This is a genomic window from uncultured Microbacterium sp., assembly GCF_964244775.1.
Classification (GTDB): Bacteria; Actinomycetota; Actinomycetes; order Actinomycetales; family Microbacteriaceae; genus Microbacterium.
The window spans coordinates 873,547-888,294 of record NZ_CAXTJR010000001.1 but is presented as its reverse complement, the minus strand read 5'-3'; the positions used below and the strand labels follow the sequence as shown (position 1 = coordinate 888,294).

The window sequence follows — 14,748 nt, the reverse complement described above, 5'->3', positions numbered from 1 at the left end:
GCGTTACACTGGGTGCACGGCTTCGGAAGGAACGACCATGTTGCAGGGACTCACCGGATGGCATTTCCTGATCATCCTCGCGGTGATCCTTCTCATCTTCGGTGCTGCCAAGCTGCCGGCGCTCGCCAAGAGCGTGGGTCAATCCGCCCGCGTCTTCAAGGGTGAGATGAAGGCCATGAAGGAAGACGACGCGGCACCGAGCACCACCGCTCCGAACACCGCGGAGTCGATCGCCGCACCGGCGGCACCCCCAGCGCCGTCGGCGTCGACGGTCGCCCCGGACGCTTCGGCAGTCGCGCGCGGCAGCATCGAACCCAAGTCCTGACGGCACCCGTGGCGACGCCTGGGACGTCGCGCCTCGGCATGCCCGATGCCCCCCGCCCCGAGAAGCGCATGTCGCTCGGGCAGCATCTCGTCGAGCTGCGCAAGCGCCTGCTGATCAGCGCCATCGGCCTCGTGGTCGGCATGGTGATCGCGTTCTTCTTCGCGGAACCGATCATCAATTTGCTCACCGAGCCGATCAACGTGATCGCAGAGCGCACAGGCAAGGCCGTCCTCAACTTCGACACCGTCACCGGGGCGTTCGATCTCCAGATCCGGATCGCGTTCGCGGTCGGTCTGCTCCTCTCCGCACCCGTGTGGCTCTCGCAGATCTGGCTTTTCATCTCGCCGGGTATGACCCGCAAAGAGGTCCGCTACACGATCGGCTTCCTCGGTGCCGCGATCCCGCTGTTCTTCGCCGGTGCGTACGCCGGCTACCTGGTCATGCCGCACATCATCGAGCTGATGTCGAGCTTCGTGCCGGAGGGCGCCGCGAACTTCTTCAAGTACGACTACTACTACGACTTCATCCTGAAGCTCCTCCTGGTGGTCGGGGTCGCGTTCGTGCTGCCCGTGTTCCTGGTCCTCCTGAACCTCGCAGGGGTCATGAGCGGCAAGGCGATCCTTAAGGGCTGGCGATTCGCGATCATCGCGATCGTCATCTTCACCGCGCTGGCCACACCGTCCGCCGACGTCATCTCGATGTTCCTGCTGGCGATCCCGATGCTCGTGCTCTACTTCGCGGCCGTCGGCGTCGCCCTGATCTTCGACCGCCGACGCCGGAAGCGGGATGCTGCGCTCCTGCCGCCCGGAGCGCCCGAGTGAGCGACCCCAGCCCCGCAGACCGGTTCGCGAGGGCGAGGGAGCACCGCGAGCATCCGATCACCGCCGCGTTCGCGGCATCCCAGCGCTTCGATCTCGACCCGTTCCAGATCGCGGGCTGTCAAGCGCTGGAGAGCGGTCGGAGCGTGCTTGTGGCGGCGCCGACGGGCGCGGGCAAGACGATCGTCGGCGAGTTCGCGGTACACCTCGCGATGCGCGAGCCCGCGGTCGGCGGTCACGCTGCGGAAGGGCACCCTGACAAGGCGTTCTACACGACGCCGATCAAGGCGCTGTCGAACCAGAAGTTCCACGAGCTGCAGGACGTGTACGGGGCCGAGAACGTCGGGCTGCTCACCGGCGACACGAACATCAACGGGAACGCGCGCGTGGTCGTCATGACCACCGAGGTGCTCCGCAACATGCTGTACGCGGAGTCGCCGGCCCTGAGGGGTCTCAGATTCGTCGTGATGGACGAAGTGCACTACCTCGCCGATCGATTCCGCGGGGCGGTGTGGGAGGAGATCATCATCCACCTGCCGCCGCGGGTGCGTCTGGTTTCGCTGTCTGCGACGGTCTCCAACGCCGAGGAGTTCGGCGACTGGCTCGACACGGTCCGGGGAGACACCGAGGTGATCGTCTCGGAGATCCGGCCCGTACCGCTCGAACAGCACGTGCTCGTGCGTGGCGACCTGCTGCCGCTGTTCGACGATCGCGCGGGGATCGCCACTGCGGCGGTCAACCAGGAGCTCATGCGCATCCGATCGGTGAAGGGCTCGAACTTCGAGAACAATCGTCGGGTGCAGGAGATGCGCAGCTCGTCGGCGAAGAGCGGCGGCCGACACGACGCGGGCGGGCACTATCACGGTGGGGGTCGGCGGCCGATCAAGGGCGCCCAGAGGCCGGTGCGCTCCGCCAACGCGCAGCGCATCGAACGCATCGATCGCCCCGACGTCGTCAGGCTCCTCGAGCGCGCGAACCTGCTGCCGGCGATCTTCTTCATCTTCAGCCGGGTCGGCTGCGACGCCGCGGTCCAGCAGGTACGGCGCTCGGGCGTGCGCCTCACCTCCGACGACGAGCGCGCCGAGATCCGGCGCATCGTCGATGACCTGACCCGGACGCTGCGGGATGAGGATCTGGCCGTGCTCGGCTACTGGGAATGGCGCGAGAACCTCGAGCGTGGGGTCGCCTCGCACCACGCGGGCCTCCTCCCCGCCTTCAAGGAGGTCGTCGAAGAACTCTTCCAGCGCAAGCTCGTCAAAGTCGTCTTCGCCACCGAGACTCTCGCCCTCGGCATCAACATGCCCGCCCGTACCGTGGTGCTCGAGAAGCTCGAGAAGTTCAACGGCGAGGCCCGCGTGGCCATCACTTCCGGCGAGTACACCCAGCTCACCGGGCGTGCGGGCCGGCGGGGGATCGATGTCGAGGGCCACGCGGTCATCCAGTGGACCGAGAGTCTCGACCCGCAGCAGGTCGCCGCCCTCGCCTCGCGGCGCACGTATCCGCTCAATTCGAGCTTCCGTCCGACGTATAACATGGCCGTCAATCTGATCGATCAGTTCGGCAGGCCGCGCTCGCGAGAGATCCTCGAGTCATCGTTCGCCCAGTTCCAGGCCGACCGGGCGGTCGTCGGGCTCGCGCGGCAGGTGCGTGAGGCCGAGGAGTCGCTGGCCGGCTACCAGAAGTCGATGACGTGCGATCGGGGCGACTTCGCCGAGTACTCCGGCATCCGACGTGAACTGAGCGATCTGGAAAAGCTCACCCGCAAGGATGCGACGGCCAGCCGCGCGGCGAGGGAGCAGCGTCAGCGGCAGATCGTGAGCCTGCGTCGGCGGATGCAGCGGCATCCGTGTCACGAGTGTCCCGACCGCGAGCAGCACGCGCGATGGGCCGAGCGGTATTGGAAGCTCAAGCGCACGGTCGATCAGATGCGGCGCCAGATCGACACGCGCACCGGGACGGTGGCGCGGATCTTCGACCACGTCGTCGACGTGCTGGCCGAGCTCGCGTATGTGCAGGTCGATGACGAGGGCGTGACGAGGCTCACCCCGGCGGGCCGCACGATGCGTCGCATCTACGGCGAGCGCGACCTGCTCGTGGCGGAGTCGCTGCGGCGCGGACTGTGGGAAGGGCTGGATGCTGCATCCCTGGCCGCCCTCGCGAGCTGCCTCGTATACGAGCCGCGGCGTGACGAGGCGGGGCCGGGGGAGCGGGGGCTGCCGCGCGGGGCGTTCCGGACGGCGTTGGCCGAGACCCAGGACCTCTGGCTGCGGCTGGACGACCTGGAGCGCGGCAATCGGCTGCCGGGCTCAGAGCCGGTGGCGGTGGGGCTCGCCCAGGCGATGCACTCGTGGGCGCGCGGCGGAGCGTTGGATCGCGTGCTGATCGAGGCCGACATGGCGGCGGGCGACTTCGTCCGCTGGACGAAGCAGACGATCGATCTGCTGGATCAGCTCTCGCTCGTGGCGGATGCGCGGCTCGCCGGCACCGCGCGCAAGGCGCTCGACGCGGTGCGCCGAGGGATCGTCGCGTACAGCTCGGTCTGATCCCGCAATGCACCCTCGGCGAGGGTGCATTGCGGGATGCGCAGAGCCGGTGCGCTTAGGGTTGTCGGGTGCCCCTCGCCGATGCCCCGCGACCCCTCCTGCCGCTGTGGGCAGGGGTGCTCACCTCGGTGGCCGGCGGGCTGGTCCTCACCACCGCGTTTCCTGCGCTCGGCTGGTGGCCGATGGCGTTCCCCGCGGTCGTGCTCGCCCTCGTGGGGCTGGTCGGGCGCAGGCTCTGGTCGTCGGTGCTCGTGGGCTTCGCCTTCGGCGCGTCGTTCTTCTTCGTCAACCTCTTCTTCACCGCCCGCTATCTCGGTCCGGTGCCATGGGCGGCGCTCTCGATGCTCGAGGCCCTGATCACCGCGGCCGGCGCGGTGCCCATCACCCTCGCGTACCGCTGGGCGCCGCGCCTGCTCCGTGCCACTTCGTGGCTCAGAGTCTCGGCGCGGCTCATCGTGCTGCCCCTGCTGGTGGCAGGCCTCTGGACCTTGCGCGAGCAGATCGTGGGCTCGTGGCCGTACGGGGGCTTCCCGTGGGGACGGATCGGAGTCACCCAGGTCGGAAGCCCGCTCGCCCATGTCGTCTCGTGGGTGGGGATGTCGGGGCTAACCTTCCTGATGGTCCTGTTCTGCGCGGCGGCGATCGAGTACGTGCGACTCGGGCGATTCCGAGCCCCGCTCACCGCCCTGCCGGCGGTGGTCGCCGGGCTCCTGCTGTTCGTCGTGCCGCAGTTCCCGACCACCGTCGTCGGAACGCTCCGCGTCGGAGCCGCACAGGGCAACGGCCCGGCGGGGTACTTCGACGTGCGCACGGCCCCGAACGAGGTGCTCGCCGCACAGCTCGAAGCCACCGCACCGCTGATCGGCCAGTCGATGGACCTGCTGCTCTGGCCCGAGGGGGGCGTCGACTCCGACCCCACGACCAGCAGATCCACCGCCGCCGTGCTCGACGGTCTCGCCGATCGGATCGGCGCACCGCTCGTCGTGAGTGCGGTCACCGGACGCGACGGGGTGTATTACAACTCGTCACTCCTGTGGGAAGCCGGCGCGGGCGCCGTGCAGACGTATGACAAGCGGCATCCCGTGCCGTTCGGCGAGTACGTGCCCGACCGCGCCTTCTGGGAGCCGTTCGCACCCGACCTGATCGGCCTGATCGGCCGCGAGTACACGCCGGGCACCGCCGCGCCGTTCTTCGATGTCAACGGAGTCGGGGTCGGCCTCGCGATCTGCTTCGACGTCATCTACGACGACGTGATCTGGGACGGGGCGCAGGACGGCGCTGAGATCTACATGTTCCAGACGAACAACGCCGACTTCCGCGGCACCGACGAGAACCTGCAGCAGCTGGCGTTCGCGCGCATGCGGGCCATCGAGACCGGGCGCTCGGTCGTCAACCTCTCCACGGTGGGCACGAGTGAGGTGATCGCCGCCGACGGCTCCACCCTCGACGGCATTCCCGCCGACGTCGCCGGGCACATGCTCACCGATGTGCCGCTGCACACCGGGCTCACCGCCGCGGTCGTGATCGGTCCGGTCGTGAAGATGGTGCTCGGCTGGGGGAGCATCCTCGCACTCTGCGCCGTAGGAGTTCTCGTGGCAGTGAAAGGCCGCCCTAATGCGAAGACGCCGGTCCCCGAAGGGGCCGACGTCTCAGGAGATGCGGGATGAGCGTCAGGCGCTGATCTTGTGGCTGGCGACGTCTTCGCCGGCGCCGCGACGGGCGCGCACGTAGGCGAGACGCTCCTCCAGGAGCTCTTCGAGCTCGGGCAGGGTGCGGCGCTCCAGAAGCATGTCCCAGTGGGTGCGCGCGACCTTGTCGTCGCTGTGGTCGACCGTGGCCGTACCGTCGCCGATACGAAGAAGCGACTCGGAGCCGCACGTGCGGCACTCCCAGGCCTCGGGCACCTCGGCGTCGGCGGCGAAGGTCATCGTCGTGTCACGCCCGCAGACGGTGCATCGGTATGTGTGCTGAGCGCGCTCATGGAACACGACGCCTTCTTCGCTTTGTAGGCTCTGGGCGCCGAGTCGGATGCCGCGCAAGCTGCGATCTGCCATTGTGTGGGTCCTCTCGTTGCTGTTCAGGTATAACGTCGCCACCTGGGCAGATCATCCGAACCAGGCAGCTCATGGGGTCATTCACAGTGGATGCACAGCGGGTGCGTCGCGGATGCTGCTCCGCGCGCCGATCACCGGTGCGTGTGCGGTTCTGACAGCGTGCGGAGCGCGACATCGGCGCGGTCTGTGACGATGCCATCCACGCCCATGGCGATGAGCCGCAGCATGTCCGCCGGGTCATTCACCGTCCACACGTGCACTTCGACGCCACGGCGGTGCGCAGCATCCAGCATCCGCGAGGTGACCACCCGGACGGCGCCACGACGCTCGGGCACCTGCAGCGCGTCGATGTCGCGCAGCGCCCGGGTGACCAGCCGCTCGGAGTGCAGCGCGAGGGCGAGTAGCAGCCGGGTGACGGTCGCGATTCCCGCAGAGGTCGCAGGGCGGATGCTCGCTCCCGCTCGCCCCGCCGCCTTCAGCGCCTCGCGGCGCCGGGCGTCGGAGAAGCTCGTCAGCAGCACACGTCCTGCGTGCGGAGCCACGATACGGCCGACTTCGCTCGCGGCGCCGGCAGCCTTCACATCGAGGTTCAACCGCACGTCCGGGAAGGCTTCGAGCGCCTGGCTCAGCGTGATGAGCCCGCCGCGGTCGGCCATGAGCCTCTCGAGCTCGGGGTGGGCGACGCCGGCGATCGCACGGGGGTCGCCTGTGACGCGCGACAGATCGGAATCGTGGAAGAGCACGACGACACCGTCGGCGGTCAGGTGGCAGTCCGACTCGACATACTCGGCGCCGGCGGCGTGCGCCGCGGCCACCGCCGCGAACGAGTTGTCGACGACGCCCTGCGCGGCCTCAGCCGCAGTCACCAGACCACGGTGCGCGAGCACCCGAGGGGCCGCCGCACCGGCGAACCAGGGGTGCTGCGTCACTGGGCCGGTTGCGAGGGCTCCGGCGGCACCGATCGCGGCGCGGCGGGCGGTGCCAGCGGCCCCTTGCCCGTCCCCACGAAACCGTTCGCGACGTTCTTCAGCGCCTCGGTGAGCTCGCTCGGGATGATCCAGAGCTTGCTGGAGGCGCTCTCGGCGATCTTCGGCAGCGTCTGCAGGTACTGGTACGCCAGCAGCTTCTCGTCGGGGTCGCCCGCGTGGATAGCGCTGAACACCGTCTGGATCGCCTCTGCCTCGCCCTGCGCCCGCAACACCGCGGCTGCCTTGTCGCCCTCCGCGCGGAGGATCTCGGCCTGCCTGGCGCCCTCGGCGGTGAGGATCGCCGACTGCTTCGTGCCCTCGGCGGTCAGGATGAGGGCGCGCCGATCGCGCTCGGCCCGCATCTGCTTCTCCATCGAGTCCTGGATCGACAGCGGCGGGTCGATGGCCTTGATCTCTACGCGTCCGACGCGGATGCCCCACTTGCCCGTCGCCTCGTCCAGGACGATGCGCAGCTGGCCGTTGATCTCGTCGCGGCTCGTGAGAGCCTCCTCGAGGTTCAGGCCACCGACGACGTTGCGGAGCGTCGTGGTGGTGAGCTGCTCGACCGCCCCCAGATAGTTGCGGATCTCATAGGTGGCGGCCCGAGCATCCGTCACCTGGAAGTAGATCACCGTGTCGATCGAGACGACCAGGTTGTCTTCCGTGATCACCGGCTGCGGCGGGAAGGAGACGACCTGCTCGCGCATGTCGATGAGCGGGCGGACGCGGTCGATGAAAGGCACCAGCAGGTTCAAGCCCGGCAGGAGGGTCTTGTGGTAGCGCCCGAGCCGCTCGACGACCCCCGCGGTGGCCTGCGGGATGATCCGGATGGAACGGATGAGCACGACCAGCACGAAGATGAAGACGACGGCGGCGACGACCCAGCCGATCGTGGTCGAGATGATGGCGTCGGGATTCATGCGTGCGTCTCCTCGTGGGATCTGACGAATGCGGTCGCGCCGTCGATACGGCTGACGCGGATGGGGGTGCCCGGCTCGAGTTCTGCGGAGCCGTCGATGCGCGCGGTCCAGACATCGCCGTTGGACAGTTTCACCTGGCCGCTCGTCGACGAGACGGTCGAGGTGACCTGCCCGCGAAGGTCGATGAGTGCCGCGACATTGCTGAGCGCCGGGTCTTCACCGCGCCGCAGGCGCCGCAGGAGCGGGGGGCGGAGGAACAGGACGAGCACGGCCGCGACGACGGCGGCGATGACCACCTGCAGCCACAGCGGGGCACCCAGCAGATCCGAGCCGAGACCGGCGACACCGCCGATGCTGAGCATCAGGAAGGTGAAATCGAGGGTGAGCATCTCGATCACCAGGAAGACCAGGATGAGTACGAGCCACCCGATCCAGGCGAACTGTTCGATGGTCTGAATGAGATCCATGATGCGCCTCCTCGTCTCGTTCGAATCTAACACGGCGGGGTCTGGCTGGGCCCGGGTTGGTAGGGTCGAGACGCCGAGCGCGAGGCGAAGAGGCCCTCCGCGCGTCCTCTCGATATCCCTGGAGCCTTACGTGTCTCAGACCCTTCCGCCCGGTTCGCTCGCGGGCAAGACCGCCCTCGTCACCGGCTCGTCGCGCGGGATCGGCGCCGACACCGTGCGCTACTTCGCCGAGGCCGGCGCGAACGTCGTGGTGAACTACCGCAACAAGGCTCCCCGCGCCGAGAAGCTGGGCACCGAGCTGCGGGGCCTCGGGGTCGAGGCGCTCGTGGTCGGTGCCGATCTCACCGACGAGACCTCCGTACAGGCCCTGTTCGTCGAGGTGGAGCGCGCGTTCGGCTCGCTCGAGATCCTCGTGCTGAATGCGTCCGGAGGCATGGAGGCGGGTATGGCCGAGGACTACGCCCTGCAGCTGAACCGCGACGCGCAGCTGCGGGTGCTCGAATCCGCGCTGCCGCTCATGGGTGCAGGTTCCCGGGTCGTGTTCGTCACGAGTCACCAGGCGCACTTCATCCGCTCGACCGAGACGATGCCCGAGTACGAGCCCGTCGCCCGTTCCAAGCGCGCGGGCGAAGACGCGCTGCGCGCCCTGATCCCCGACCTCGCCGACCGCGGGATCGGGTTCGTCGTCGTCTCCGGCGACATGATCGAGGGCACGATCACTGCGACGCTGCTCGAGCGGGCGAACCCCGGTGCGATCGCCGGCCGCCGCGAATCCGCCGGCCGCCTGTACAACGTGCAGGAGTTCGCCGCCGAGGTGGCCCGCGCGGCCGTCGACCCGATCCCGGCGGACAACACGCGCCTCGTCGGAGACACCTCCGACTTCGGCGACGCGTCCTGATGCGCCCCGCCGACATCGAGAAGCTCGTCGCGGTCTCGCGTCCGGCGCTCTCGCCCGCGGGAGATTTCGCGGTGTTCGCGACCTCGCGTCCCGACATCCGCGCGAACCAGAACGTCGGCCAGCTCTGGCGGCTCGACCTCGCCGATGGGATCGATCCCACGCCGCGCCGGCTGACCCGGGGCACCGCCGACAGCTCGCCGAGACTCTCGCCGGACGGCGCCGTCATCGCTTTCCTGCGCGCCGACGCCAAGAAGCGGGCGCAGTTGCACGTCGTCCCCGCGCAGGGCGGTGAACCCGTCCAGGTGACCGATCAGCCCCTCGGCGTCGGCTCCTTCTCCTGGTCGCCTGACGGATCGCGACTGGCCTTCACCGCTCGCGTGCCCGAAGAGGGACGATACGGCACCGTCGAAGGACGGGATGCTGCGGCCGAGCCCCCGCGCCGGATCACGGGGGTGCGCTGGCACGCGAACGGCGTCGGCTACACCCTCGACCGCCCGGCCCAGGTCTTCGTAGTCGACGCGCCCGACACCGGCGCCGAGCCGCTGTACGCGCCGGCCCCTGTGGTGCCGGCCGAGGGCGCAGCTGCGCCGAAGGCGCAGGTCGTTCCCGCCGAGCCCACCGCGCTGACCTCCGGCACGGCCGACCACGGGGGAGTGGTCTTCACCCGCGACGGCGCCGAGATTCTCACGTCGGTCGACGAGATCGAGCCACTGCGGCGCGATCTGCGCTCGCGGATCATCGCGGTGCGGGTGGACGGAACGGGGGAGCGCGAGGTGCTCGGCCGGGAGGCGAACCTCTCGGTGGACGACATCGCGGTCGCCGGCGACGGCACGATCGCGATGCTCGCCGCCGACCTCGGAGCGAGCGGCGCGGACTTCATCGCGCCCGGCGTCGCCCTCTGGCTGGTCGGAGCGGACGGGCAGCGCCCGCTCACCGACCCCGAGACGTTCGATCTGGGCGAGAGCGGCAGCCACCTCACGTGCGTCGGCGACGAGTTCCTCGTGCAGAGCCGGACGCGTGGGCGGTTGCAGCTGCTCTGCGTCGCGCGGGACGGCCGGGTGACGGAGGTCTCCGGCGGGGATGTCGAGATCACCGGCCACGACGCCGTGCTGCGGCCGGGCTCATCTTCCGGCGTGCGGATCGTCGCCGCGCTGGCCGATCCCACCTCCTTCGGCGAGCTCGTCGTGCTCGGCGAAGACGTCCGCACCGACTTCGGCGCAGCCCTGCGCGCTGCCGGACTTGCCACGTCACGCGAGCTGACGATCGACGGCCGCGACGGCTACCCGGTGCACGGGTGGGTCGCCGCCCCTGAGGGCGCAGGGCCGCATCCGGTCATCCTGATGATCCACGGCGGACCCTTCGCCAGCTACGGCATCCATCCGTTCGACGAGGTCCAGACGCTCGTGGACGCAGGCTATGCGGTCGTGTACGGCAACCCCCGCGGATCGGCGGGCTACGGTCGGGCGCACGGCCGCAGCATCCGTCAGGCCATGGGAACTGTCGACTTCGCCGACGTGATCGACCTGCTGGAGGGCGCCGTCGCATCCGATGCGACCCTCGACGGATCACGCGTGGGCGTCATGGGCGGGTCGTACGGCGGCTATCTCACCGCCTGGATCATCGCGCACGACCACCGCTTCGCCGGCGCGATCGTCGAGCGCGGGATGCTCGATCCCGCGTCCTTCCAGGGCACGAGCGACATCGGGTCGTTCTTCGGCGACGAATACGTGGGGACGGATGCTGCGGCCATCGCGCGGCAGAGCCCGATGGCGGTCGTCGACCAGGTGACGACGCCGACCCTCGTCATCCACTCCGAGCTCGACTTCCGGTGCCCGCTCGAGCAGGCGACTCGGTACTACTCGGCGCTCAAGCGCGCCGGGACCGACGCGGAGATGCTGATCTTCCCTGGCGAGAACCACGAGCTGACGCGCGGCGGCCAGCCGCGCCACCGCGTGGAGCGTTTTGATGCGGTGCTCGATTGGTGGGCCAGGAAGCTTCCCGTCACGCGCTGAGAGCACAGCACAACGGCCCCCGGAGTGATCCGGGGGCCGTTGTGCTGTGCCGAGTGTCAGAGCGCGTCGATGCTCTTGAACGTGAAGGCGCGGATGATCTGGATGATTCCGAGCACGATGAGCGAGATGCCCAGGAAGAGCCAGAGAAGTGCGATGTACAGCGGGGAGAACAGCAGCACGATGCCGGCGATGATGCTGATGATCGCGAAGAAGACCGTCCAGCCCTTCGACGCGGCGGCGCCGAGCGTGGAGAGCGAGACGATTCCCTCAACGATCCACACGATACCGACCAGGATGCCGACGAAGATCGCGATGGTGACTGTGGTGGCGGCGAGGTTCGCAAACGCGACGATGCCCGCGATGGTGAACAGGATTCCAAGGACGATGTGGCCGACGCGCGACCATCCGCCCTTGGTCTTCGAGAAGATGCCGAGTCCGGCATATACCAGTCCGGCGGCGATCGCGTAGATCGCGATGATCGCCGTGACGACCTGGGCGCTGTGACCAGGCCACACGAGGATGAGGATGCCGACGATGAGGGCGATCACGCCACCGACGCCGAGCGCCGTGCGGATGCCGTTGACTGCCGACTTCTCGGCGGGGGATGCAGTGGTCATACGAGGTCTCTTTCTGGGAAATACCTGTGAGCGGCTACAGCATAGCCCCCATGGTCGGCTCGTCAACCGCGGTACACGCCGGAGTGACGCGGTATGACCGCCGAGATAGAACCTGGGGCGGGCGCTCAGCCGGGGAGCCTCTCAGCGCGGGCATAGCGTGACCCGGACGCGTTCCGTCGCAGCAGCCCCTCGTCGACAAGGTATCGGCGCAGCAGCGCGACGTCGTCGGCGTACACCGCCAGCCGATCGTTGACCTGCTTCTCGGTGTGCTCGACGTCGTCCGGAAACGCCTGCTCAGCCACATGAGCGAGCAGCGCGGTGCGCTCGACGGCATTCGCGGGATAACGGTCGATCCTGCCGTCCGGGCGCACGAACCGTCCGACGCCCGTACGCGGCGACGCCGTCGGCTGCGCCGCGGACAGGATGTCACGGAACACCGTTGCAGAGGTGTGCACCCCGTCGGGGGTTTGCTCGACGAGTCCTGCAGCGAGCAGCGCGTCGAGCGCGCGGCGACGGCGTGCGGGTGACCACCCGGCCGGCGAGTGGAGGGATCCATCGAGGACGAGGTGCGCGTAGGTGCGTCGTGCGTCGTCGTTCGCCAGCGTCGCGATCACCGAACGCCAGGCGTTCGGAGAGGTGTTGTCTGCATCGGCGGCCGAGGTCATCCTTCGAGCGTCGCCGATCGCCGCGCCCTGCGCAACTGAGTCGTCGTGGCGGTTCTTCGGAGATCTGCGGTTGTTCGGTGCGCGGCCCGCGTCGCTGGACCGATGTTGCGCAGATCTCCGAAGTTGCGATTGCCGATAATGCACATTATGTCAGCTTGGCGCGAGACCCGGGTGCGAGCCATGGCGAGCTGGCCCCTTCGCCTTACCGGTACCACTCCTCGCCAATCGTCGCGAGACGCGACGGCTGGAGTTCCGCACCCAACCCGTAGAAGCGCTGGAAGCTCATGATCAACGGACGCCAGGCGTCGGGGTCGACTCGATGCTCGGTTCCGGTCATCCTTATCGATTCGTGAACGTGCACCCTTGTCACTTCGACCTCGAACAAGATGATCCGCGGCACCCCGTTGGGATACCGCTCGGTGAGCGGGACCACCTTCTGCCCACGGCCCTCGAGATTCACCGGGCATTCCGCCACCCGCGGCGGCACGATCGTTTCCGAGGGCAGCGCGGTCAATCCGGACCGTGCGAACTTGTCGGACTCGAATCGATATCCGGCCGCGACCTTGATCGGCGGCACCGGATCGCGTCCGGTCGTGAGAGCGAGTCGATCGACCGCGGTGGCCTGGTCCTCCGAGGGCAAGTTGATGACGCACTCCGGATGTCTCTGCAGGTTTTCGACGGTTTGCGATCCGGGAGCCAGACCGAGCACCGCGGTGTGTCCGAGCCAGAACACCGACGACATCGGCGCGAGGTTTGCGCGCCCGTCCTCGTCCACGGTGCTGATGAGTGCGACTGGAGTACCGAAATAGAGGATGGCGGGGTCGATCGTCGCGTGCTGTGTCATGCTCTCAGCCTGCAGACAGCATCCCGTTCTTGCTGGCGAAGAACGGACGGAGCGATGACGCGCGGGGCGGCAGTCCGTGCCATTCCTCAACTCATTGCGCTTCAGCGGAATACGTGTAGATCGTCACTGCTTGCGGGTGACCGCCGGTGCGGCGATAGAACTCGATCGCGTGGGTGTCCTCGTTCTCCGCCGGCACCCACAGTTCGCGGATACCCGCCGCGGCTGCGTCCAACCGCAGCCGTCTCAACAGGCTCGCCCCCACCCCTCGTCGCTGCCAGTCGGCTCGCACAGCGATGTCGTAGATCATCAACTCGGTCGACTCGGTACGCGTAAGAGGCAGTACGTGCACAGTCATCCCGCCGACCGGGTCGCCCTCGGCTGTAGCCGCGTACAGCCATAGGTCTTCTCGGGCAAGCAGTTGAGCGACGAACGCGTCGCGAAGCGGCGGCAGATCCTCATCGTCGAAGACCTCCCCCACCATGACCAGGGTGTTGCGCGCGAGTTCCACGTCGCTCGGCTCAAGCCGAACGATATCGACGGCCGAGTGCGCCTCATCGCGTGATGTGTGTGTCGCCCGCGGCTCGGTCATCGTGCGCTCCTGATTCTTGTCACCACCGGGCTCGGCTGTCGTCGCTCAACTCTTGCGCCGTGACCTTTGACTACCCACGGGATCGAGTATGGCACCAAGCCGAAACGGATCCTCAGCCCTCCCCTCGCCAGAACCCGCCGATTCTCTCGGCAAGCGCCCTCCCCTGGGCGTAGCCGCCGCGCGCCGCGGGCAGCCGCGTCGCCGGGTTCAGTGCGTCGGCATTGAACACGTCGCCCGCGCCGGCATCGGGAAAGACAACCTCGACCGCGCTCCCGCCGGCGCGCAGCTCGGCAACCTGGGTCGCCAGATCCATGCCCCACTCCACCGGCGACCGCGACCTGCCGCTGAACGGATCGAGCACCAGGACACGACCGTACCCTGAGGCGAGATCGGCGTTGGAACTCCGGCGGTAGGCGCCGTTGATGTAGCGGTTCTCGCCGATGGGATACGTCCCGCCGAAGCCGTTGCTGGTGCTGGCGGCGACGGCGTCCACCAGGTCGACCCCGCTGTCGCGGTCGAAGATCTCGGGCTGGGCGGTGCGCGCGTCGACCGCGGTGATGAGCACGCGCTGCTCCGGCCAGGCGTGGCGCGGGAGCCGCGCCGCCACGATGTCGCGCCAGCGGTTCGGCCGGTTCGGTGCGTCCTTCTCCATCGCCGCGGCGGCCATGCGGCGGCGCCAATCGGAGGCATCCGTGCTGGCGGCGATGATCTGCTCGGACCACTCCATATAGCTGGGGCCGGAGAGTTGCGCGGGTGTAGGCCGCCCACTCCCCCGGTCGGCCGGTGGCGCGGCGATGATCGCCGCGTACAGGTCGGCGACGGGGACTCCGCTCGTGATCTGGGCGGCGACCGTCGATCCTGCCGATGTGCCCACGATCAGATCGGCGCGCGCGATATCGACACCGACGTCGGCGAGACCCGCGACGAGTCCGATCTGCCAGGCGTTGCCCGCCGCTCCGGCACCGGCCAGGATCACAGCGGTCGTCGGCGCCGACGAGTGGTTCATGCATAACCTATCGTATGTAGCC

General features: G+C 68.5%; 15 protein-coding genes. 6 read left to right on the top strand and 9 right to left on the bottom strand.

Annotation, left to right across the window (positions count from 1 at the left end; all coding sequences use genetic code 11):
- Positions 1-37 precede the first annotated feature (37 nt).
- From tatA to lnt, 4 genes are all read left to right on the top strand, one after another.
- Positions 38-325, top strand: a complete 288-nt coding sequence (tatA, locus tag ACFE6Z_RS04280; protein WP_375384426.1) for a twin-arginine translocase TatA/TatE family subunit — start codon at positions 38-40, stop codon at positions 323-325.
- 68 nt (positions 326-393) lie between these two features.
- On the top strand, positions 394-1,146 hold the full coding sequence (gene tatC / locus ACFE6Z_RS04275) for a twin-arginine translocase subunit TatC (protein ID WP_375384653.1): 753 nt from the start codon (positions 394-396) through the stop codon (positions 1,144-1,146).
- Positions 1,143-3,686 carry a DEAD/DEAH box helicase gene (locus tag ACFE6Z_RS04270; protein ID WP_375384425.1) on the top strand — a complete coding sequence of 848 codons (2,544 nt, stop codon included), beginning with the start codon at positions 1,143-1,145 and terminating at the stop codon, positions 3,684-3,686. Before tatC ends, ACFE6Z_RS04270 begins: the two co-directional genes overlap by 4 nt.
- Before the next feature lie 68 nt (positions 3,687-3,754).
- Positions 3,755-5,353 (top strand): apolipoprotein N-acyltransferase, encoded by a 1,599-nt coding sequence (gene lnt, locus ACFE6Z_RS04265; RefSeq protein ID WP_375384424.1) that lies wholly within the window; start codon positions 3,755-3,757, stop codon positions 5,351-5,353.
- 3 nt (positions 5,354-5,356) lie between these two features.
- Here lnt and ACFE6Z_RS04260 read toward each other — a convergent pair whose 3' ends face one another.
- The 4 genes from ACFE6Z_RS04260 to ACFE6Z_RS04245 all read right to left on the bottom strand — a co-directional run bounded on the left by ACFE6Z_RS04260 (position 5,357) and on the right by ACFE6Z_RS04245 (position 8,095).
- On the bottom strand, positions 5,357-5,740 hold the full coding sequence (locus ACFE6Z_RS04260; protein ID WP_375384423.1) for an RNA polymerase-binding protein RbpA: 384 nt from the start codon (positions 5,738-5,740) through the stop codon (positions 5,357-5,359).
- Between the two features lie 131 nt (positions 5,741-5,871).
- A complete protein-coding gene (locus ACFE6Z_RS04255; RefSeq protein WP_375384422.1) occupies positions 5,872-6,606 on the bottom strand; it encodes a glycerophosphodiester phosphodiesterase family protein in 735 nt (244 codons plus the stop codon).
- 59 nt (positions 6,607-6,665) lie between these two features.
- Positions 6,666-7,628: an SPFH domain-containing protein gene (locus ACFE6Z_RS04250; protein ID WP_375384421.1), complete on the bottom strand. Its 963-nt coding sequence runs from the start codon at positions 7,626-7,628 to the stop codon at positions 6,666-6,668.
- Entirely contained in the window at positions 7,625-8,095 is a 471-nt protein-coding gene (locus ACFE6Z_RS04245; protein WP_375384420.1) for an NfeD family protein, read from the bottom strand. The genes ACFE6Z_RS04250 and ACFE6Z_RS04245 overlap by 4 nt, the downstream gene beginning before the upstream one ends.
- A 130-nt stretch (positions 8,096-8,225) precedes the next feature.
- On the opposite strand from ACFE6Z_RS04245, the gene ACFE6Z_RS04240 reads away from it, so the two are divergent.
- Together ACFE6Z_RS04240 and ACFE6Z_RS04235 are read left to right on the top strand one after the other, a co-directional pair.
- Entirely contained in the window at positions 8,226-8,993 is a 768-nt protein-coding gene (locus ACFE6Z_RS04240) for an SDR family oxidoreductase (RefSeq protein WP_375384419.1), read from the top strand.
- A complete protein-coding gene (locus ACFE6Z_RS04235; RefSeq protein ID WP_375384418.1) occupies positions 8,993-11,005 on the top strand; it encodes a S9 family peptidase in 2,013 nt (670 codons plus the stop codon). Before ACFE6Z_RS04240 ends, ACFE6Z_RS04235 begins: the two co-directional genes overlap by 1 nt.
- A gap of 56 nt (positions 11,006-11,061) precedes the next feature.
- Here the strand turns inward: ACFE6Z_RS04235 and ACFE6Z_RS04230 are convergent, their stop codons facing one another.
- From ACFE6Z_RS04230 to ACFE6Z_RS04210, 5 genes are all read right to left on the bottom strand, one after another.
- Positions 11,062-11,622, bottom strand: a complete 561-nt coding sequence (locus tag ACFE6Z_RS04230) for an HdeD family acid-resistance protein (RefSeq protein WP_375384417.1) — start codon at positions 11,620-11,622, stop codon at positions 11,062-11,064.
- A 125-nt stretch (positions 11,623-11,747) separates the two neighbouring features.
- Entirely contained in the window at positions 11,748-12,287 is a 540-nt protein-coding gene (locus tag ACFE6Z_RS04225) for a DUF2087 domain-containing protein (protein ID WP_375384416.1), read from the bottom strand.
- A 202-nt stretch (positions 12,288-12,489) separates the two neighbouring features.
- Positions 12,490-13,131: a flavin reductase family protein gene (locus tag ACFE6Z_RS04220; protein WP_375384415.1), complete on the bottom strand. Its 642-nt coding sequence runs from the start codon at positions 13,129-13,131 to the stop codon at positions 12,490-12,492.
- Between the two features lie 91 nt (positions 13,132-13,222).
- Entirely contained in the window at positions 13,223-13,720 is a 498-nt protein-coding gene (locus tag ACFE6Z_RS04215; RefSeq protein WP_375384414.1) for a GNAT family N-acetyltransferase, read from the bottom strand.
- A 112-nt stretch (positions 13,721-13,832) separates the two neighbouring features.
- Positions 13,833-14,726 carry a patatin-like phospholipase family protein gene (locus ACFE6Z_RS04210; protein WP_375384413.1) on the bottom strand — a complete coding sequence of 298 codons (894 nt, stop codon included), beginning with the start codon at positions 14,724-14,726 and terminating at the stop codon, positions 13,833-13,835.
- Between the last annotated feature and the right edge of the window lie 22 nt (positions 14,727-14,748).

Coding starts and splice junctions, on each gene's coding strand:
- ACFE6Z_RS04250 (WP_375384421.1), bottom strand. CDS start 7,628: ATGAATCCCGACGCCATCATCTCGACCACGATCGGCTGGGTCGTCGCC.
- ACFE6Z_RS04210 (WP_375384413.1), bottom strand. CDS start 14,726: ATGAACCACTCGTCGGCGCCGACGACCGCTGTGATCCTGGCCGGTGCC.
- tatC (WP_375384653.1), top strand. CDS start 394: ATGTCGCTCGGGCAGCATCTCGTCGAGCTGCGCAAGCGCCTGCTGATC.
- ACFE6Z_RS04260 (WP_375384423.1), bottom strand. CDS start 5,740: ATGGCAGATCGCAGCTTGCGCGGCATCCGACTCGGCGCCCAGAGCCTA.
- ACFE6Z_RS04225 (WP_375384416.1), bottom strand. CDS start 12,287: ATGACCTCGGCCGCCGATGCAGACAACACCTCTCCGAACGCCTGGCGT.
- tatA (WP_375384426.1), top strand. CDS start 38: ATGTTGCAGGGACTCACCGGATGGCATTTCCTGATCATCCTCGCGGTG.
- ACFE6Z_RS04215 (WP_375384414.1), bottom strand. CDS start 13,720: ATGACCGAGCCGCGGGCGACACACACATCACGCGATGAGGCGCACTCG.
- ACFE6Z_RS04235 (WP_375384418.1), top strand. CDS start 8,993: ATGCGCCCCGCCGACATCGAGAAGCTCGTCGCGGTCTCGCGTCCGGCG.
- ACFE6Z_RS04220 (WP_375384415.1), bottom strand. CDS start 13,131: ATGACACAGCACGCGACGATCGACCCCGCCATCCTCTATTTCGGTACT.
- ACFE6Z_RS04245 (WP_375384420.1), bottom strand. CDS start 8,095: ATGGATCTCATTCAGACCATCGAACAGTTCGCCTGGATCGGGTGGCTC.
- ACFE6Z_RS04230 (WP_375384417.1), bottom strand. CDS start 11,622: ATGACCACTGCATCCCCCGCCGAGAAGTCGGCAGTCAACGGCATCCGC.